Below are 19,006 nucleotides of genomic sequence, written 5' to 3' on the forward strand. Positions count from 1 at the left end.
TTGAAGAAGGGATAGGCCCTAAGGGCTCTCTGCAGCTCGGCAGTACATGCCGTCATAGGAGTAAGGAGAGTAACCCAAATACCCCCCTTCTACTTCCGCTGATTGCCCTGATGCGCGATCAGGTCGAGGCGCTCAAGCAATTGGGCGTCCGCGCGGCCGCGCTGAATTCGGCCATGAGCCGCGAGGATTACCTCGACGCCCGTCGCGCCATTTCACGCGGCGAACTGGATCTTCTCTATGTGACGCCGGAGCGCATCGTCACCCCGGCCTTCAAGGAGCTGGTCGGCTCGTCCAGAATCGCGCTGTTCGCCATCGACGAGGCGCATTGCGTGTCGCAATGGGGCCATGACTTCCGGCCGGAATATCGTGAACTCGGAAAGCTCGGCGAGGACTATCCCGGCGTGCCGAGAGTGGCGCTCACCGCCACCGCAGATCCGCATACGCGTGAGGACATCATCCGCGGCCTCGGTCTTGAGGGCGCGGAGGTGTTCACCACCTCGTTCGACCGCCCGAACATTTCCTATGAAATCGTCGAGCGCGACCAGCCGCGCCAGCAATTGCTGCAATTTCTGTCACGTCACAAGGGATCGAGCGGTATCGTCTACTGCCTCTCCCGCGCCAAGGTGGAAGACACCGCCGAATGGCTGAACGGCCAGGGCATCCGCGCGCTGGCCTATCACGCTGGCATGGAGAGAGCTGTTCGCGACGCCCATCAGGACGCCTTTCTCAAGGAGGAAGATCTCTGTCTCGTCGCGACGGTCGCCTTCGGCATGGGCATCGACAAGCCGAATGTGCGCTATGTCGCTCATCTCGACCTGCCGGGCTCGGTCGAGGCCTATTATCAGGAAACCGGCCGGGCCGGTCGCGACGGATTACCGTCGAATGTCTGGATGGCTTACGGCATGGCCGACGTCATCCAGCGCGGCCGCATGATCGACGAAGGCGGCGCGAGCGACGAGATCAAGCGCATCGAGCGCGGCAAGCTCAATGCGCTGCTCGCCATCTGCGAAACGGCAGGATGCCGGCGCCAGGCGATCCTCAAACATTTCGGCGAAGCCCATGCCGGCGGTTGCGGCAATTGCGACACCTGCCTGAAACCCGTCGACACCTGGGACGGCACCGAAGCCGCCATCAAGGCGCTGGCCGCCGTCTATCGCACCGGCGAGCGCTTCGGCGTCGGCCATCTCATCGATGTGCTTCTGGGCGTCGTCAACGAGAAGACCCAGCGCTTCGGCCATGTCGATATGCCCGTGTTTGGGGTCGGCAAGGACATCGCCGCCAAGACCTGGCAATCGGTCTATCGGCAGCTGCTGGCGGCCGGCTATGTCGGCGTCGATCACAGCGCTTTCGGCGCGATCAAGCTCGACGAGCGGGCGCGCGCGGTGTTTCGCAAGGAAGAAACAGTGCGCTTTCGCGTCGACCGTCCGACCAAGGGCAAGGCGGCGCGCAAGGCGTCCGCCAGTTCCACCCAGGCCCGTTCCTCGCTCGATGTCGCTGACGGCGAATTGTTTGAGGCGCTGAGGGCCGCGCGCAGCGCCATTGCCAGAGAGCTCGCCATTCCGCCCTATCTCGTCTTCCCCGACACGACGCTCGTGGCGCTCGCCACCGATCGACCTGATACGCCGGAGGCCATGCTCGCCATTTCCGGCGTCGGCCAGTCCAAGCTGGAGAAGTATGGCGAGGCCTTTCTCAACGTCATCGCCGAGCATCAAAGATAGGTCTTTGACTTTTGTCAGCGTTCGTGAATAATGTCAGAAACGCTGCGCAAAGGGAGATGCGAGGGACATGCGGTCCACAGACCAGATCATGCACAAGGCCGCCTGGCTTTATTACATGCACGGGCTCCGGCAGGACGAGGTCGCCAAGCAGCTCAACATTTCACGCGCCTCGATCGCCACCTATCTCAGGCGCGCCCGCGAGATCGGCATCGTCAATATCTCCACTTCCACCCAGCTCTTCTCCGATGACGTTCTGGCGCGCAAGCTCGAAGACGCGCTGAGCCTGGAAACGGTCTGGATCGTGCCAGAGGACCGCTTGGCCATCGATCCGGCGGCGGAAATGCCTGTTGTCGCGGCGGCGGTCTTTCTCGAGCTGATCAACAAGGGCGACCGGGTCGGCGTGGCCTGGGGCCGGACGGTCTATCATCTCGCCGATGTCATGCCCTATGCCGATCTCCAAGGCGTCACCGTCGTGCAGCTCTGCGGCAATCTCGGCGCGCCCTATAACTACCGCCCCGACCAATGCACGACCGAAATCGCCCGGCGGCTCAACGCCGAGGGCATCAATCTCTATGCGCCGCTGGTGCTGAGTTCCGAGCGGCTGGCGAGCGACCTGCGCAATGAGCCTGTCATTCGCGAACAACTTGCCTCGATCGCCGACTGTCAGCTGGTGCTCTATTCGGTCGGCGGCATCGAGAGCGACAGCCATCTGGTGCGCTGCGGCGCGCTGACGCCGGAGGAAATGCAGGCTCTGGGAGAGGGCGGCGCGGGCGGGGTCATCGCCGGCCAGGTCATCGATCATGAGGGCCGCTGGCTGGACTGTCCGCACAATCGCCGCTGCATTTCGGCGGATCTGGAGATCATCAAGACGATCCCCAAGCGGATGATGGTGGTGGAGGAGGATTCCAAGTTCCAGCCGCTGGTGGCGGCCATCAAGGGCGGCTTCGTTTCGCATCTCGTGGTGACGCATTCCATGGCGATGCGGCTTCTGGCCCGCTGGGAGGCTGAGGCCCCGAAACGCGGCTAAGGCCGCTCGAATAGAATTCTCCGCCCGGCCCGGATGCCGGGCGGAATCATGTTGAGGAGGAAACTATGGACAATCTCTGGAACGACCAGGACGCCGAGCGGATGGTCGAAACCTATGCGGCGAAGGGCGTCAATCGCGATCTCGCGCTGCGCACCTATACGACCCGGCTTCTCGGCGGCGTGCCGAAACTGGTTTTGCATGGCGGCGGCAACACGTCGGTCAAGACCACCGTCACCGATCTCGTTGGCGATGAATGGGATGTGCTCTGCGTCAAGGGCAGCGGCTGGGACATGGGCGTCATCGAGCCTGCCGGCCTGCCGGCGGTCAAGATCGCGCCGCTCTTGAAAGCCCGCAAGCTCGATCGCCTGTCGGACGAGGATATGGTGACGCTGCAGCGCGCCAATCTCATCGATCCCTCTTCGCCCAATCCCTCGGTCGAAGCGCTGTTGCACGCCTTCATTCCGCGTAAATTCGTCGATCACACCCATTCCACCGGCGTGCTCGCCATCGCCGATCTCTCCGACAGCATGGACCGCAGTAAGGAGCTCTATGGCGACAAGATGGGCTATGTGCCCTATGTCATGCCGGGCTTCGCGCTCGCGAAACTGGCCGCCGAAGTCTATGACCGGAATCCCGACGTCGAGGGACTGATCCTCGACAAGCATGGCATCTTCACCTTCGGCGAAACCGCCAAGGAAGCCTATGACCGGATGATCCACTATGTGAGCATGGCCGAGGATTATGTTCGCGCCCACGGCCGCAATCCCTTCACGCCTGCAGCGCTGCCGAGCGCGCTTGCCAAGCCCGAGGACATCGCGCCGATGCTGCGCGGCGCCGTCGCCGTGCCCAAGGGCGAGGGCCGTTTCGACCGTATGGTCAGCGAGTTCCGCACCTCTCCGGACATTCTCGCTTTCGTCAACGCAGCGGAAATCGAAGATATGGCGCGGCGCGGCGTCTCGACGCCGGATCTCTCCATCCGCATCAAGACCGGGCCTGTGGTGCTGGCCGCGCCCGAAGCCGCCAAGCTCGACGCTTACAAGGCCGACATCGCCGCCCGCGTTGCTGGCTTCGTCGAGGATTACACCAATTACTTCAAGGCGAATGACGGCCGCGATGGCGTCAAGAAGATCATGCTCGATCCCATGCCGCGCCTGACGCTGGTGCCTGGCCTTGGCCTGTTCGGCCATGGTCGCACGCTGAAGGACGCGAAGATCGCCGCCGATGTCGCCGAAACCTGGATCGAGACCGCCCGCGACGCCGAATCCATCGGCCGTTTCGAGCCGGTCAGTAAGCCTGACCTCTTCGATCTCGAATATTGGTCGCTGGAACAGGCCAAGCTCGCCGGCGCCAAGCCGAAGCCGTTCACCGGCCAGGTGGCGCTGGTCACCGGCGGCGCGGGCGCCATCGGCGCGGCTGTCGCCAAGGCCTTCGCCCGCGAGGGCGCCCATGTCGTGGTGCTCGATCTCGATGGCGCGAAGGCTGCGGAGGCGGCCAAGGCGGCCGGCAATATGTCGATCGGCGTCGCCTGCGACGTCACCGACCCGGCGTCGGTTCGCGCCGCTTTCGATAAGGCTGTCGCGACCTATGGCGGCGTCGATATCGTGATATCCAATGCCGGCGCGGCCTGGGAAAGCCCGATCGCGACCATGGACGACGCCCTGCTGCGCAAGAGTTTCGAGCTCAACTTCTTCGCCCATCAGACTGTGGCGCAAAACGCCGTCCGTATCATGAAGGAGCAGGGCACGGGCGGCGCGCTGCTGTTCAACGCCAGCAAGCAGGCAATCAATCCGGGCGCAAAATTCGGCGCTTACGGTCTGGCGAAAGCGGCCACGCTTTTCCTGTCGCGCCAATATGCGCTCGAGCATGGCGCCGACGGCATCCGCGTCAACGCGGTCAATGCCGACCGGATCCGCTCAGGCCTGCTCAACGACGAGATGATCGCCAATCGCGCCGCAGCGCGCGGCCTATCCGTCAAGGATTACATGGGCGGCAATCTGCTTGGCCTCGAAGTGACCGCCGGGGATGTCGCACAGGCCTTCGTCCACCATGCGCTCGCCGAGCGGACAACGGCCGACGTGACGACCGTCGATGGCGGCAATATTGCTGCGATCTTGAGGTGAGTCGCCGACTGGTAGACGGTGCTTTGAGGCCCTTTGATTACCCTTCACTGCAACGCGGTTGGCCCCGGTTGGCTTCTTGATGTTTGGGGTGCGGGTCGCTACGTTTGGCCATGGCCTTAATTGTAAAGACCTTGGTTAGCGCAGAAACGGTCCGCGATGGCGGATCGCTTTCGGCGTGTTTTCGCGATGAGCAGGGCGGGGATTGGATTCTCTTTCTTCCTCTTCGCAAAGCCTTTCATGAGGGCCAGTTACAGAAGCTTGGCTTTGAAGGCCCAGTGCTGATCGATGCTGCGCCTGAGAGCAGGCCGGCAGATACACCGGGGCGTGTGTATAGCGCGCTGTCCGGGCCAAGTTCACTTCTAACCTGGCAAGAAGCGCAGGCATTGACTACCCAGTTCATTGCACAAGCGGCCGCGCTGGAAGAGTGCGCTGCGGGAGCGTTGAGCGAGCTATGCTTTGCTGTCGCAAGTGAGGGACAACTCCCTCCTCGCATGGAGCGCAAATCGGAAGGTAAAAGGCTTCGCTAGGCCCACGTTATTCAGTCATGTTCCAAACCTCAGTTTGATCGGTAAGCCAAAGGAAATTGGTCGTCGATCTGGGTGTTTGAATGCCCGTTGACGATCCTTGTGAGAACGTCCGAAAGATAGGCCAGAGGCTCGACTTCATTGAGTTTGGCGATCTCGATCAGCGGCGCGATGGTTGACCAGTGTTCGGTCCTGGCGCCGGAACCGGCAAACAGCGCATTCACTGAATGCGCTCAGTTTGCTTACAAACCCCTCGTTTTTCCATGAGGCTCGAAAACGAGGAGTTTTGATTCCGATATGTTCACGGTCTGAATCTGTAACGTTCCGTGAATCTAAGGCGTTTCGGAGTGCCTCCGAGGTTTGTCAGCAGTCTGAGCGCATTCACTGAATGCGCTGTCTGAATGATGCGATCACCATCTCGGTGGTCGCATTTTCATTTTTTCTCAAAAGCATAAATATCTTCTGCCAGATATTCTTCTACCGAAAGAAGCTCGCTAGAAAGCAAAAAGCCCAGCCGGTTCGCCCCGGCTGGGCCCATTTCACATTTCTGAAACGCGATCTTACTTCGCGTTCGGGTTCGGCATCCAGGCGGGCATCGCCACGTCGGCATGGGCGAATTGCGGCAGTTTCGCGCCGAGTTCCTCGACATTCTTGATGTCCTTGTCGAGCAGATCCTTCTGGGTGATCAGCGTCGGCGGAACGATGACGTTGTGGCCGGGGTCTTCGCCGGCGAGCATCATGGCCAGCGCGCGGACCGACACCTGGCCGACCACGGCGGGGTTGGTGGCGGCGGTGGCGGCCCAGGCGGAGCCCGGCTCGCGCATCGCGGCGATGTCGGAGGTGGAGATGTCGGCGGAATAGATCTTGACGCTCGACGACAGGCCGGCTTCGTCGACGGCGATCTTGACACCCTTGGCGAATTCGTCATAGGGGGCGAACATCACGGTGATGTCGGGATTGGCCGAGATCACCGAACGCGCCTGGTTGGCTACGGAGTTGGCGATCGGATTGTCGAGCGTGCCGAACATCGCCTTTTCCTTGATGCCCGGATATTTCGCCTTGAACTGCTTCCAAGTCTCGTCGCGGCGGTCGAGCGGCGCGATGCCGGCGACATAGACATAGCCGGCGTTGAAGCTCTCGCCGTTGTCCTTGATCGCCTGTTCGAGGGCGAGACGGGCGAGGTCGCGGTCGGACTGTTCGATCTGCGGGATCTTGTCGTTTTCGACATTGACGTCGAAGGCGACGACCTTGATGCCGGCGGCCACCGCGCGCTGGGCGGCTTCCTTCATGGATTCGGTCAGGCCGTGCTGGATGATGATGCCCTGCACGCCCATGGCGATGGCCTGGTCGACCATATCGGCCTGGAGTGCGGCGTCCTGACGGCTGTCGAGCACGCGCAGGTCGATGCCGAGCGCCTTCGACTGGGCTTCCACGCCCGCCAGATAGGACTGGAAGAAGTCGCCGGTCGAGAGATAGCGCACCAGCGCGATCTTCGTGCCGGGCTTGTCGAAGGGCACCGGCATATCGGCTGCGAAGGCCGCGCCTCCCAACGCGGCGGCGCCGAGGACGCCGAGGGTGAGTTTTCCGAGCAGTCTGCGGGTGATCGTCATTGGGCTCCTCCACTTATTGACGGTCTGGTGTCTGTTCTTGCGCCTGCCGCCCGTTGATGGACCTGCGGCAAGCGATGGTCCGGGCCGGTCACCGCTTGCGGTGCGACAGCGCGAAGGTGAAGACGAGAGCGACGACAAGCACGCCGCCCTTGACGAAATCCTGGGTGTAATAGGGTGCGTTCATCATGGTCAGGCCCTGCAAGAGCACGCCGACGAACAGCGCGCCGATGGCCGTGCCGAAGGCGTTGGGCTTGGCTGCGCCCAGCACCGCGAAACCGATCAGCGCCGCCGCGACTGCATCCAGCAGCAGGTTGTTGCCCGAGGCGATGTCGCCGCGTCCCAGACGGGCGGCGAGCAGGATGCCGCCGATCGAGGCGAAGACGCCGGAGATGACATAGGCGCTGATCTTATAGGCGTTGACCGGCGCCCCGGCGAGCGAGGCGGCGCGTTCATTCGAGCCGACGGCGTACATCATGCGGCCGAAGCGGGTGTATTCCAGGAAGAACCAGATGACGATCGCCAGCACGATCAGCACCACCACCGACACCGGCAACAGGTTCGGCAGGATGAAATCGAAGCGATGGCGGCCGAGCGCCAGGAAGGCGGGCGAAAAGGTGCCGTTCGCCACGGTCCCATCCGGCAGGCTCATGCCGGTGGCGATCGAGCGTCCCTCGGTCGGAATGCGCTGCAGGCCGACGAGCAGGAACATCATCCCCAGCGTCGCGAGAAGATCCGGCACGCGCATGTAGACGATCAGCACGCCGTTGACGAGGCCGACGGCGACGCCGATCAGGATGCAGACGACGGTGGCCGTCATCGCATCGCCGCCCATCACCACCATCACATAGGAGGAGGCCATCATCGCCGTGGTGGCGACGGAGCCGATCGAGAGGTCAAAGCCGCCCACCACCAGCGTGGCGGTGACGCCCAAAGCCAGAATGCCGGTGATCGACACCGATTGCAGGATGAAGACGGCGCTTTGCGGCGAAGCGAAACCGTCGGTCGACACGCAGAAGAACAGGATCAGGCCGAGCAGCAGCACGAGGAAGCCGTATTTGATGGCGAGCTCGCGGCCGGTCAGCTTGCGGGCCTGCATCGGCCGGTGGGTGAGGGGGGACGTGGCGTTCGTCTGTTCGGTCATGATCAGGCAACCATATGATTTTGGCCCGCGATCTGAGCGAGCAATTTGTCGAGATCGATATCGGCGTTTTGATGTTCGCCGACGATCGTGTGTTCCGACATCACGAGAATGCGGTCGGCGACCTCGAAGGCCTCGTCGAGTTCGGTCAGGAACACGACGGTGGCGCGTCCTTCAGCCGAAGCGCGTAGTTTCGCGCCGATATCGCGGCGGGCGGCAATGTCGACGCCCTGGAAAGGCTCGTCGAGGATCAGGAGACGCGAGGCCTGCGACAGCCAGCGACCCACCATGACCTTCTGCTGATTGCCGCCGGACAGGGTGTTCATCTCGTCCAGTTCATTGCGGCAGACCACGCCGAGTTCGCGGATCTGGCGCTGCGCCATGTCGCGCTCGCGGCGCCTGTTGGTGACGCCGAAGGTCGAAATGCGCCGCAGAAACGGCAGACTGATGTTTTCATAGATGTTGAAGCCCGGCACGATGCCGTTGTCGCCACGATCCTTGGCGATGAGAAACACGCCTTTGTCGATCGCAGCCCGTGTCGATGACGGGTGATAGGCCGCGCCGTCCAGGCGCATCTGGCCTGCGAAAGGTCGCCGCGCGCCGAACAGGGTTTCGGCCAGCACCGTCTTGCCGACGCCGACAAGGCCGGTGATCGCCACCACTTCGCCCGCGCCGAAGGACAGCGAGAAAGGCCTTGATGTGGGGGTGATCTGCAAGCGGTCAGCCGTGAAGACGGGCCGCGTCGCCGCGCGCAGCGCGATGTCGCCGGCCGAGACTTTCTTGCCGAGCATGGCGTTGACAGCGCCTTCGTAATCGAGCTCCGGCCCTTCGAAAAGGCCGGCGATGCGGCCGTCGCGCAGGCTGACGATGGTGTCGGCAAGCCGGCGGATGTCGGACATGCGGTGGGAGATGTAGAGGATGGCGACGCCGCGCGCCTTGAGACGCTCGACGAGCTCAAACAGCCGCTCGGCCTCGGCGCTCGACAGCGACGAGGTCGGCTCGTCGAGGATCAGCACTTTGGGCTCATGCGCCATGGCGCGGGCGATCGCCACCATCTGGCGGTCGGCAAGCGAGAGATCGTTGATATTGGCCGAGAGATCGAGCGACAGGCCCATGCGCTCGGCCACAGCCTGGGCTTCGCGCTTCACCCGGCGCGGATTGAAGATCAGCCGCGCGCCGCGACCGTTGAGCCGGTCGAGCGTCAGATTGGTGGCGACGTCGAGATCGGCCACCACGCCGTCATTGATATTCTGATGCACGGTCACGACGCCTGCGCGCATGGCCTCCGCCGGCGTCACAGGCGCATAGGCTTCGCCCGCCAGCGACATCGAGCCGCCGTCATGGTCGTAGACCCCGCTGACGATACGCACCAGCGTGGATTTCCCAGCGCCATTGGCGCCCATCAAGACCGTCACCGCTCCAGCGCGCAATTCGAGATCGACCCCGCCCAGGACATGGACGCGGCCAAACGATTTGCGCAAGCCGGCGATCCGGAACACCGCTTCTTGCACCATGAACTCCTCCCTTGCGCACACTCTAAAAGCGCATTTAATCAAATGTCAAGACCATTGACATTTGCTAGCGTGGCAATTTAGGAAATGGAGGAGGGCCGGTTTGGCGCAAGGAGGCGCGCCCGGACCCACGGGAGGAAAAGCATGCAAACATTCGAGGCGCTGAACGCCGAGACGCTGCCCGTTCGTCTTGGCTCCTACGCCGTCCTGACCGACCGTATCGGCTCGGCTGCGGATGGCTGGACCGTTAGAGAAGTGGGCGACGGCAATCTCAATCTGGTCTTCATCGTGGAAGGCAAAAAGGGCAGCCTGATCGTCAAGCAGGCGTTGCCTTATGTGCGCTTGGTCGGCGAGAGCTGGCCCTTGCCGCTCAAGCGGTCCTTTTTCGAATACAATGCGCTGGTTCGTCAGGCGGAACGCGATCCGGGCATGACGCCGGAAGTGCTGTTCTTCGATCGCGAACAGGCGATCATCGTCATGGAGTTCCTGACGCCGCACATCATTCTGCGGCGCGCGCTGATCGAAGGTCAGAGGCTTCCGAAGGTCGGTCGCGATCTCGGCCTGTTCCTGGCGCGGACGCTGTTTCGAGGCTCTGATCTCGCCATGGAGGCGCGCAAGCGCAAGGAAGACCTGGCGCTGTTCGCCGACAATGTCGAATTGTGCGACATCACCGAGAACCTCGTCTTTTCCGATCCCTATTTTGAGGCCCAGCTTAACCGGCATACGACGCCGCAGCTCGACGGCATCGTCGCCGAACTCCGCGCCGACCGGGATCTCAAGGTCGAGGCGCAGCGGCTGAAACACAAATTCGTCGCCCATGCCGAAACGCTGCTGCATGGCGATCTCCACACCGGCTCCGCCATGGTGACCCCGGACAACACCCGTGTCATCGATCCGGAATTCGCCTTCTACGGCCCGATGGCCTTTGACGTCGGCATGCTGCTCGCCAATTTCTGGATGAGCTATTTTTCCCAATCAGGCCATGAAAAGGCCGGTGACCGCGAGGAGATGCGCGCCTATCTGCTCGGCGTCGTCGTCGAGATCTGGGACGTGTTCCGCGCCGAATTCGCTCATCTCTGGCGCACCGAGCGCAAGGGCATCCTGTATCAGGCCGCTCTCTTTGAAAATCGCGGCGATCCGCTCGGGGCCGAACAGGCGCTGGACGAGGTTCTGCACGCAATCTGGGACGACATGCTTGGATTTGCAGGCATCGAGATTCACCGGCGCATTCTCGGCCTGGCGCATAACGCCGATTTTGAAACCATTGAGGATGCGGATGTCCGCGCCCGTTGTGAAACCAAGGCGCTCAAGCTGGGCCGCCACCTCGCCGTCAACAGGCACAGGATCCATGGCCTCGCCGAGATCCACGCGCTGGCTGAACGGCTGGAAAAGGAGATTGTCTGGTGAAAGTCGGAGACCGCCACTACCGCACCATCTGGATGAACGAAGACGGCCGCTCCGTCGACGTCATAGACCAGCGCTGGCTGCCGCATGAATTCCGCGTCGTCACGCTCAAGACTGTCGACGATGTGGCAACGGCCATCCGCGACATGTGGATCCGCGGCGCGCCGCTGATCGGCGTCACGGCGGCTTACGGCGTGGCGATCGCCATGCTAGAGGACGCATCCGACGCAGCCCTCGACCAGGTCTGGGAAAAACTGCACGAGACGCGGCCGACCGCCATCAACCTCCGCTGGGCGCTCGACGCCATGCGCGCTCATTTGAAGGCCTATCCCGAATCCGAACGCGCTGAAGCCGCCTATGCGCGGGCGCATGAGATCGCCGACGAGGACGTTGAGCTCAATCGCTCGATCGGCGCCAATGGGCTGGAGCTTATCCGCAAGATCGCCGCCGGAAAGAAGCCGGGCGAGCCGGTCAATATTCTCACCCATTGCAATGCCGGCTGGCTGGCGACGGTCGATTACGGTACGGCGACGGCGCCGATCTATATGGCGGTCGAAGAGGGCATTCCGGTTCACGTCTATGTCGACGAGACCCGGCCCCGCAATCAGGGCGCCCAGCTGACCGCCTGGGAAATGAACGGCCATGGCGTGCCGCATACGCTGATCGTCGACAATGCCGGCGGCCATCTGATGCAGCATGGCCAGATCGACATGGTGATTGTCGGCACCGACCGCACCACGGCCAACGGCGATGTCTGCAACAAGATCGGCACCTATCTCAAGGCGCTCGCCGCCCGCGACAACGACGTGCCGTTTTACGTGGCGCTGCCGTCGCCGACCATCGACTGGACGGTCAAGGACGGCGTCAAGGAGATCCCGATCGAAGAGCGTAACAGCGACGAAGTGACCTTCGTCCAGGGCCGCGCCGCCGATAGCTCGATCGCCATGGTGCGGATTTCTCCCGAGGGTAGCCCGGCGGCCAATCCGGCCTTCGACGTGACCCCGGCGCGCCTGATCACCGGCCTGATCACCGAACGCGGCGTCGCCCAGGCCTCGCCCGACGGCCTCAAGGCCATGTTCCCCGAACGGAGCTGATAGAGATGACCCTGACCAACCGGCAAAGCACGGAAGATGTGGCGGCGGGTATCCGCAAACGCGTCTTTCTCCACACCATGCGCAACAATGGCGGCTATCTGAGCCAAGCCTGTTCGGCCGCAGAAAGCCTCGCCTTCCTCTACAACGAAGCGCTCAATCTCGGCGAGCCGACGCTGCCCAAGGTGCCGCTGCCCTTTTCCGGCGTGCCCTCGGCAACCAATCCGGACGCCTTCACCGGCGCCGGCTATCACGGCCCTTTCGCTCCCGAATATGACCGCTTCATCATTTCGCCCGCCCATTATGCTCTGGTGATCTATTCTGCGCTCATCCAGATGGGCCGGATGGACGAACATGCGCTCGATCACTTCAATCGCGACGGCAGCTCTGTCGAAATGATCGGCGCCGAGCATAGCCCGGGCATGGAAGTCACCACCGGCTCTCTCGCCCAGGGCCTGTCGATGGCCTCGGGCGTCGCCTGGGCGCGCAAGCGCAAGGGAGAGGCCGGCAAGGTCTGGGTCTATATGTCTGACGGCGAATTCCAGGAAGGGCAAACCTGGGAATGCCTGGCGGCAATGGGCTATCACGGCATCGACAATATCCGTGTCGTCGTCGACGTAAACCGTCAGCAATGCGACGGCGCGATGTCATCGGTGCTCGATCTCGGCGATCTCGCCGCGCGTGTCGCCTCCTTCGGCGTCACCTGCCGGTCGATCAACGGCCATGATCTCGACGCTTTCCGCGAGGCGGCCGCGAGCGCGGAGCCGGGCAAGCCGCTGATCATTCTCGCCAACACCTCGCCCTATCAGGGCATGGAATTCCTGAAGCGCCGTTTCCCGCGCCTGCACTATGTCCGGTTCAAATCGGCTGAAGAGCGCCAGGAAATGCAGACCGCCATCGCCGCCGAACTGGGCGTCGACGAAGCCGAAATCGCGAGGGCCTGATCATGGTGGAAATCGTCAATCGTCCTTACGCTAAGGCCTTTGAGGCCTTTGCCTCGGCGCGTCCCGAAATTCTCTGCCTGTCGGCGGATCTCACCTCGTCGTGCGAGGTCGACGGCTTCCGCGACCGGCATCCCGACCAGTTCCTGTCGCTCGGCATGGCCGAGCAGAACATGCTGTCTTTCGCCAGCGGTCTGGCTATGCAGGACTTCCGGCCCTTCATCCACACCTTCGCGGTGTTCCTCTATCGTCGGCCCTATGACCAGCTGATCAACTCGATCGCTTATTCGAACCGCAAGGTCAGGATGATGGGCTTTCTGCCGGGCATCACCACGCCGGGCGGCATCACCCATCAGGCGATCGAGGATATCTCGGTCATGCGGGCGATCCCCAATATGACGATCCTCGAATGCGGCGACGCCACCGAAGTCGAAACCGTGCTCGACGTCGCCGACAGCATCGACGGTCCCGTCTATGTCCGCGTGCTGCGCGGTGAGGTGCCCCGTCTCTTCTCGACCCCCTTCGCCTTCAACAAGGTGAGGACGCTGAGCGAAGGCGACGATGTGCTGGTGGTCACCGCAGGCGTCTGCACCGAGGAGGCGATGCGCGCGGCCGAACCGCTGAAAGCGCGGGGCGTCGGGGTTCATCACCTGCACGCATCCACCCTGAAGCCGTTCGATCGCGAGGCGATCGTCAAGGCCGCGGCCGGCAAGAAAGGCGTGGTGACGCTCGAGAACCACACGATCAATGGCGGGCTGGGCTCGATGGTCGCGGAAATTCTCGCGGAAGAAGGCATGGGCGTAAAATTGCGCCGTCTCGGCCTCAACGACACCTTCGCGCACGGCGCCTCCAAGCCCTATCTGATGAAGAAATACAAGCTCGACGCCAGCGCGTTGGTTTCGGCGATCTCCGACCTGCTCGGCAGGCCGCTCGACATTGCCGATGCCGAGTTTGAGGCTGTGCGACTTGACGCGGTTCATTCCACTCAGAAGGCGGAGGCGCTCTGATGGCTCGTTTTTCAGTCACCTATTGGGTCGGGGCGCGTGACGAGAGCGAGGCGCGCCAGCGCGCCCTCGACATCGCGCTCGAACAGACCGTCGAGATTCCGCGCGATGCGGTGCCCGCAGGTTATGTCGAGGACGAGATTCTCGGCAAGCTCGAAAGGTTGGAGCCGGGGCGTGACGCGCGTGGCGGCTACCTCGCCGAAATCTCCTATAGCGAGGACGATATCGGCGGCGATTTCCTGCAATTGCTCAACATCGTCTTCGGCAATTCCTCGATCAAAACCAATATCCGGGTCGAAGATATTACGCTGTCGCCAGGCATCCTGGAATTGTGCTCTGGTCCGCGTTTCGGCATCGAAGGCCTTCGGGCAAGGGCTGGCCTGACGTCAGGGCCGCTCCTGATGTCGGCGATCAAGCCGGTCGGGCTGTCTTCGCGGGAGTTGGCCAAAATCGCCCATGATTTCGCGCTGGGGGGCATGGATTATGTCAAGGATGACCATGGCCTCGTCGACCAGAAGACCTCGCCGTTCCTCGATCGAGTAAAAGCCTGCGTCGCCGCAGTGCATGACGCCAACGCCAAGACCGGCGGCAAATGCTCTTTCGTGCCCAACATCACCGGCCCGGCGCGGCAGGTGCTCGACCGCGCCTTTGAGGCCAAGGAGGCCGGCGTCGGCGCCGTCATGCTCGCGCCCGCGCTGGTGGGGTATGACGTGGCGCGCGAACTGGCTGCCGACGCGTCATTCGGCCTGCCGATCGTCTCGCATCCCACTTTCGGCGGCCCGAATGTGCTGACGCCGACCACTGGCTTTTCGCTGCGCTTCTATTACGGGCTGTTGCAGCGGCTGATGGGTTGCGACGCTGTCGTTTATCCCAATTTCGGGGGACGTTTCGGCTTCAGCCTGGAAGAATGCCAGTCGATCGTCGATGGCTGCCGCGCCGAGTTCGGCGGCTACAAGTCGATCACGCCCGCGCCCGGCGGCGGCATGTCGCTCGCCCGCGTCGACGAGATGAAATCGGCCTATGGCGATTATGTGATGTATCTGATCGGCGGCGCGCTGATCCGTGAGAAGGACGGTCTCACCGACGCCTGCCGGCGGCTGGTCGAGGCGGTCAGGGCCTGAACGACAAAGGCCGGCGTCCACGGGCGCCGGCCTTTCGATTGTCTTGCTGATCCGCTTAGGCGGCTTCGAGCTGCGCTTCGAGCGGAATTTCCACGTCGATTTCCAGCACCGAGACGAATTCTTCCCGATCCATGGTCACCCGCACCTTGTCGGCGTCGAGTTGCACATGTTTGGCGATCACGGCGAGGATTTCCTCGCGCAGGATAGCGCAGAGATCGGAATTGGCCGTCGCCCGTTCATGGGCGAGCAGGACCTGCAGCCGCTCCCGCGCCTTGGGCGCAGACTGGTTTTTCTTGAACAGGCCGAAAATATTCATGCAGCCCTCCGTGCGAAGATCTTGCCGAACAGTCCGCGCTTTTCGCCCGGGATGGTGACGGGCAGCGTTTCGCCGCAGAGCCGGCGCGCCGCTTCGAAATAGGCCTGGGCCGGAGCGCTGCGCGCGTCGGCGAGCGTCACGGGCGCGCCGATATTGGAGGCGCGCAGCACATCGGTGCTTTCCGGGATGATGCCGACCAGCGGAATGGAGAGGATTTCCAGAACGTCGTCGACTTTCAGCATGTCGCCGCGCTCGGCGCGGGCGGCGTCATAGCGGGTCAGCAGGAGGTGCTTTTCCATCCGCTCGCCGCGCTCGGCCTTCAGCGTCTTGGAATCGAGCAGGCCGATGATGCGGTCGGAATCGCGCACCGAGGACACTTCCGGATTGGTGACCACCACGGCGATGTCGGCATGGCGCATGGCGAGCGTCGCGCCGCGCTCGATGCCGGCGGGGCTGTCGCAGATGACCCAGTCGAAATAGCGCTTGAGTTCGCCGATCACCCACTCCACGCCTTCGGCGGTGAGATTGTCCTTGTCGCGGGTCTGCGAGGCCGGCAGCAGGAACAACGTCTCCAGGCGCTTGTCGCGGATCAGCGCCTGCGGCAGCTTGGCGTCGCCCTGGATGACGTTGATGAGGTCATAGACCACCCGGCGCTCGGCGCCCATGACCAGATCGAGATTGCGCAACCCGACGTCGAAATCGACGACGACGACCTTCTCATTGCGCTGGGCAAGCGCCGCGCCGAGCGCTGCCGTCGACGTTGTCTTGCCGACCCCGCCCTTGCCTGACGTGACAACGATAACCTTCCCCATCCTACTCTCCTGTTTTCGGCCGGATTCGGCTTAATTGATCTTTTCCGCCATGATGGCGTCGTCTTCGAGCCACAGCTGGACAGGGTGTCCGTGCAGCGTTTCAGGCATGTCATCCGCCATCTTGTAGACACCGTCGATGGCGATCAGTTCGGCTTCCATCTTGCGACAGAAGATGCGTGCGGCGGCATTGCCGAGAGACCCGGCCAGCGCGCGGCCGCGTAGCGCGCCATAAATATGGATCGACCCGCCGGCGATGACTTCGGCGCCCGAGGCGACGGAGCCGATCACCGTGATGTCGCCTTCCGGGAAAATCACCGACTGGCCCGAACGAACCGGCTCGCGGATCATCAGGGATTGCAGCTGCGGACGGCTTTCCATGATCACCGGCTGCGGCGCGTCGGCTTCCTTTTCGCTCGACTTTTCGTCCTTGGCTTTTTCCGGAGCCGCGGTGACGGTTGCCGGAACCTCGGACACGTCGACATCGGAGGACGCGCGTCCGCCCTTCAGCGCCGGCGGCATGCCCGGTCCGATCAGCGAGGGTCGGGCGCCTTCGACGCCCATGACGCTGACATTGCGCTTGGCGAGTTCTTCCAGAAATTCCTTGAGCTGCGCCCGGTCGATATCCAGCCCGGCAAGGTCGAGAACGACGGGACGGCCGAGGAAAAATCCGGCCGAACGCGACGCGAGATCGTCCAGCCGTCCCAGCCAGTCCTCGAAAGGAAGGTCGGGCGACAGCACGACGGCCAGAAAGGACCGGCCCTTGATGCGGATCGAGCGAGCGTCTGTTAGCACTTTGGTGATCTGTGTTAAGAATTCGTTGACAAGGAGTAGCGTCCGTTAGGTTAACAAATGGTTAACGCGGCTTGCCCGAGCCTTGCGCCGAGGGCTTTCGCGCTACGATGATGCTTTCCGGACACGCCGAAAATTGCGGACATCCTGTCCATCAGGCGCTATGAACAGGATCAGTCAGCAGGGAGCGGGCTACTCCTCACCAGATCTCACAGGAAGGCGTCTTGACGATCCGACATTTCTTCAATCGTTCGCGCCTTCACATCGTCTCCGGCGTCGTCCTCGCCGTGTTTCTCGTCACGCATTTCATCAACCACGCGCTCGGCCTGCATTCCCTGGCGCTTATGGAATGGGGACGGGGCTATTTCAGTCTCATCTGGCGCAGTTTGCCCGGCACGGTGCTGCTTTACGGCGCCCTTTTGACGCATGCCGTTCTGGCGCTCGAGCAGCTCGCCCGGCGCCGGAGCTGGCGCATGCCGGTGCGTGAGGCGATGAAGATCGGCTTCGGCCTCTCGATTCCCTATCTGATGATGGCGCATGTTGCGGGCACCCGGCTGGAATTCGTCTTGTCCGGCTATGATCGCGGCTATCTCGAAGTCTTGCGGGCGCTGTGGAGCGGCTTCGGCGCGAAGCTTCAATATCTCACGGCGCTGATCGTGGTCTGGAGCCATGCATGCATCGGCCTGTGGTACTGGCTGCGCGGCAAAGCCTGGTTCGGTCGCGCATCGGGCGCGCTGGGGGCCGCGGCCCTGCTGCTGCTGTTCATCGCCTTGGCCGGCTTCATCACCGGAGCGGAGGAGGCGCAAGGCCTCAGGATACCCAGACCGGCCGTTCAGCCGCTACCGCTCGATCAGCTCTACGGCATCCAGTACTGGCTCTATGGCGTCTGGACGCTTCTTATCGCCGTTGCGGCCTCCTCCGGCTTCGTCGTCCGGGGCGAGAAAGTCCGCGTTCGCTATGCCGGCGGAAAAGTCGTCACCGTTCCCAAGGGATCCAGCATTCTGGAGGCGAGCAGGGCAGGCGGGGTGCCGCATGTCTCCGTCTGCGGCGGCAAGGGGCGATGTTCCACCTGCCGCGTGCAGGTGCTCGACGGAGCGCAGGGACAACCTGAGCCTGAGGCGCGCGAGCTCGCCACGCTTCGCAGCATCGCCGCCGGACCCGATGTGCGCCTGGCCTGCCAGCTGCGGCCCAATCATGATCTGACCGTGCTGCCGCTTCTCGACGCCTCGGGATTGCCACAGGCGCCCGGTCGCTCTATCAACGGCGTGGCGGGTCGGGAGCGCCATGTGGCGGCGCTGTTCTGCGACCTGCGCGGCTTTACGCAACTGGCGGAGAACAAGCTGCCATACGATGTGGTTTACCTGCTCAACCGCTACTTCGCGATTGTCGACAAAGCGGTGACGGAGGCGGGCGGCGTGGTGGATAAATTCATCGGCGACGGCGCAATCGCGCTCTTCGGGCTGGAGACCGGTTTCGATGTCGGCTGTCGACAGGCGCTCACCGCGGCGGCGCGCTTGTCGGAAGAGTTGCGCCGCCTCAACACCTCGCTCGCCGCCGAGCTTGATCGTCCCCTGCGGCTGGCGATGGGCCTACATGGCGGTTCTGCGATCGTCGGGCAAATGGGGTCGGGCCGGGCAGCCGGGCTGACCGCCATCGGCGACACGATCAACACGGCGAGCCGGCTCGAAGGCCTGGCCAAACAGCGCAATGTCGAGCTCGCCGTCTCCGCCGATCTCGTCCGTACAGCCGGCGCCGACTGCACGGATCTGCAATCCGAGCATCTGGAAATTCGCGGCAAGAGCGGTCTTCTGGAAACCTGGCTGGTGCCGGACGCCGCCTCGGTGCGACGCCTGTTGCCTCAGACGAAATAGGCTGCCGAT

The 19,006-nt window shown here is 63.0% G+C and carries 15 protein-coding genes and 1 pseudogene; 9 read left to right on the forward strand and 7 right to left on the reverse strand.

Annotated elements, in window-relative coordinates:
* The first annotated feature begins 29 nt into the window (after positions 1-29).
* The 3 genes from recQ to E8Q41_RS20970 all read left to right on the forward strand — a co-directional run bounded on the left by recQ (position 30) and on the right by E8Q41_RS20970 (position 4,865).
* Positions 30-1,718, forward strand: coding sequence for a DNA helicase RecQ (gene recQ / locus E8Q41_RS20960; RefSeq protein WP_281405313.1), 1,689 nt, complete (start codon positions 30-32; stop codon positions 1,716-1,718).
* Positions 1,719-1,785: 67 nt separating this feature from the next.
* Positions 1,786-2,745 carry a sugar-binding transcriptional regulator gene (locus E8Q41_RS20965; protein WP_137157510.1) on the forward strand — a complete coding sequence of 320 codons (960 nt, stop codon included), beginning with the start codon at positions 1,786-1,788 and terminating at the stop codon, positions 2,743-2,745.
* A gap of 65 nt (positions 2,746-2,810) precedes the next feature.
* Positions 2,811-4,865 carry a bifunctional aldolase/short-chain dehydrogenase gene (locus E8Q41_RS20970; protein WP_137157511.1) on the forward strand — a complete coding sequence of 685 codons (2,055 nt, stop codon included), beginning with the start codon at positions 2,811-2,813 and terminating at the stop codon, positions 4,863-4,865.
* Positions 4,866-5,421: 556 nt separating this feature from the next.
* Here E8Q41_RS20970 and E8Q41_RS20975 read toward each other — a convergent pair.
* The 4 genes and pseudogenes from E8Q41_RS20975 to E8Q41_RS20990 form a co-directional block, all read right to left on the reverse strand.
* Positions 5,422-5,610: pseudogene (locus E8Q41_RS20975) on the reverse strand (transposase domain-containing protein); the annotation flags it as partial.
* Positions 5,611-5,949: 339 nt separating this feature from the next.
* The gene (locus E8Q41_RS20980; protein WP_137157512.1) at positions 5,950-6,999 is read right to left on the reverse strand and encodes a substrate-binding domain-containing protein; all 1,050 of its coding nucleotides are present in this window, start codon (positions 6,997-6,999) and stop codon (positions 5,950-5,952) included.
* Between the two features lie 88 nt (positions 7,000-7,087).
* Positions 7,088-8,095 carry an ABC transporter permease gene (locus E8Q41_RS20985; protein WP_137157577.1) on the reverse strand — a complete coding sequence of 336 codons (1,008 nt, stop codon included), beginning with the start codon at positions 8,093-8,095 and terminating at the stop codon, positions 7,088-7,090.
* Between the two features lie 47 nt (positions 8,096-8,142).
* The gene (locus tag E8Q41_RS20990; protein ID WP_137157513.1) at positions 8,143-9,651 is read right to left on the reverse strand and encodes a sugar ABC transporter ATP-binding protein; all 1,509 of its coding nucleotides are present in this window, start codon (positions 9,649-9,651) and stop codon (positions 8,143-8,145) included.
* Between the two features lie 141 nt (positions 9,652-9,792).
* Between E8Q41_RS20990 and mtnK the strand changes: the two genes are divergently transcribed.
* The 5 genes from mtnK to E8Q41_RS21015 are packed head-to-tail and all read left to right on the forward strand — an operon-like array spanning position 9,793 to position 15,209.
* On the forward strand, positions 9,793-11,055 hold the full coding sequence (gene mtnK, locus E8Q41_RS20995) for an S-methyl-5-thioribose kinase (RefSeq protein ID WP_137157514.1): 1,263 nt from the start codon (positions 9,793-9,795) through the stop codon (positions 11,053-11,055).
* The gene (mtnA, locus tag E8Q41_RS21000; RefSeq protein WP_137157515.1) at positions 11,052-12,146 is read left to right on the forward strand and encodes an S-methyl-5-thioribose-1-phosphate isomerase; all 1,095 of its coding nucleotides are present in this window, start codon (positions 11,052-11,054) and stop codon (positions 12,144-12,146) included. The genes mtnK and mtnA overlap by 4 nt, the downstream gene beginning before the upstream one ends.
* 5 nt (positions 12,147-12,151) lie before the next feature.
* Positions 12,152-13,087, forward strand: a complete 936-nt coding sequence (locus E8Q41_RS21005; RefSeq protein WP_137157516.1) for a 1-deoxy-D-xylulose-5-phosphate synthase N-terminal domain-containing protein — start codon at positions 12,152-12,154, stop codon at positions 13,085-13,087.
* 2 nt (positions 13,088-13,089) lie between these two features.
* Positions 13,090-14,091 carry a transketolase C-terminal domain-containing protein gene (locus E8Q41_RS21010; RefSeq protein ID WP_137157517.1) on the forward strand — a complete coding sequence of 334 codons (1,002 nt, stop codon included), beginning with the start codon at positions 13,090-13,092 and terminating at the stop codon, positions 14,089-14,091.
* Entirely contained in the window at positions 14,091-15,209 is a 1,119-nt protein-coding gene (locus E8Q41_RS21015; protein WP_246660271.1) for a RuBisCO large subunit C-terminal-like domain-containing protein, read from the forward strand. Before E8Q41_RS21010 ends, E8Q41_RS21015 begins: the two co-directional genes overlap by 1 nt.
* 55 nt (positions 15,210-15,264) lie before the next feature.
* Here the strand turns inward: E8Q41_RS21015 and minE are convergent, their stop codons facing one another.
* From minE to minC, 3 genes are read right to left on the reverse strand one after another with little or no spacing between them, the layout of a single operon-like run.
* On the reverse strand, positions 15,265-15,525 hold the full coding sequence (minE, locus tag E8Q41_RS21020; protein WP_137157519.1) for a cell division topological specificity factor MinE: 261 nt from the start codon (positions 15,523-15,525) through the stop codon (positions 15,265-15,267).
* Positions 15,522-16,337 (reverse strand): septum site-determining protein MinD, encoded by an 816-nt coding sequence (gene minD / locus E8Q41_RS21025; protein WP_137157520.1) that lies wholly within the window; start codon positions 16,335-16,337, stop codon positions 15,522-15,524. The genes minE and minD overlap by 4 nt, the downstream gene beginning before the upstream one ends.
* A 30-nt stretch (positions 16,338-16,367) precedes the next feature.
* Positions 16,368-17,138, reverse strand: a complete 771-nt coding sequence (gene minC / locus E8Q41_RS21030) for a septum site-determining protein MinC (protein WP_137157521.1) — start codon at positions 17,136-17,138, stop codon at positions 16,368-16,370.
* 212 nt (positions 17,139-17,350) lie between these two features.
* On the opposite strand from minC, the gene E8Q41_RS21035 reads away from it, so the two are divergent.
* Positions 17,351-18,997, forward strand: coding sequence for an adenylate/guanylate cyclase domain-containing protein (locus E8Q41_RS21035; RefSeq protein ID WP_137157522.1), 1,647 nt, complete (start codon positions 17,351-17,353; stop codon positions 18,995-18,997).
* Positions 18,998-19,006: the final 9 nt, after the last annotated feature.

This window comes from Rhizobium sp. FKL33 (assembly GCF_005222915.1).
In the GTDB taxonomy this organism is placed as follows: Bacteria; Pseudomonadota; Alphaproteobacteria; order Rhizobiales; family Rhizobiaceae; genus Rhizobium_E.

Excerpts from the sequence above, each read along its gene's own strand:
- E8Q41_RS21005 (WP_137157516.1), top strand. The coding sequence starts at position 12,152 with ATGACCCTGACCAACCGGCAAAGCACGGAAGATGTGGCGGCGGGTATC.
- E8Q41_RS21010 (WP_137157517.1), top strand. The coding sequence starts at position 13,090 with ATGGTGGAAATCGTCAATCGTCCTTACGCTAAGGCCTTTGAGGCCTTT.
- mtnK (WP_137157514.1), top strand. The coding sequence starts at position 9,793 with ATGCAAACATTCGAGGCGCTGAACGCCGAGACGCTGCCCGTTCGTCTT.
- minE (WP_137157519.1), bottom strand. The coding sequence starts at position 15,525 with ATGAATATTTTCGGCCTGTTCAAGAAAAACCAGTCTGCGCCCAAGGCG.
- E8Q41_RS20990 (WP_137157513.1), bottom strand. The coding sequence starts at position 9,651 with ATGGTGCAAGAAGCGGTGTTCCGGATCGCCGGCTTGCGCAAATCGTTT.
- minD (WP_137157520.1), bottom strand. The coding sequence starts at position 16,337 with ATGGGGAAGGTTATCGTTGTCACGTCAGGCAAGGGCGGGGTCGGCAAG.
- E8Q41_RS20985 (WP_137157577.1), bottom strand. The coding sequence starts at position 8,095 with ATGCAGGCCCGCAAGCTGACCGGCCGCGAGCTCGCCATCAAATACGGC.
- E8Q41_RS20980 (WP_137157512.1), bottom strand. The coding sequence starts at position 6,999 with ATGACGATCACCCGCAGACTGCTCGGAAAACTCACCCTCGGCGTCCTC.
- E8Q41_RS20965 (WP_137157510.1), top strand. The coding sequence starts at position 1,786 with ATGCGGTCCACAGACCAGATCATGCACAAGGCCGCCTGGCTTTATTAC.
- E8Q41_RS21015 (WP_246660271.1), top strand. The coding sequence starts at position 14,091 with ATGGCTCGTTTTTCAGTCACCTATTGGGTCGGGGCGCGTGACGAGAGC.
- E8Q41_RS20970 (WP_137157511.1), top strand. The coding sequence starts at position 2,811 with ATGGACAATCTCTGGAACGACCAGGACGCCGAGCGGATGGTCGAAACC.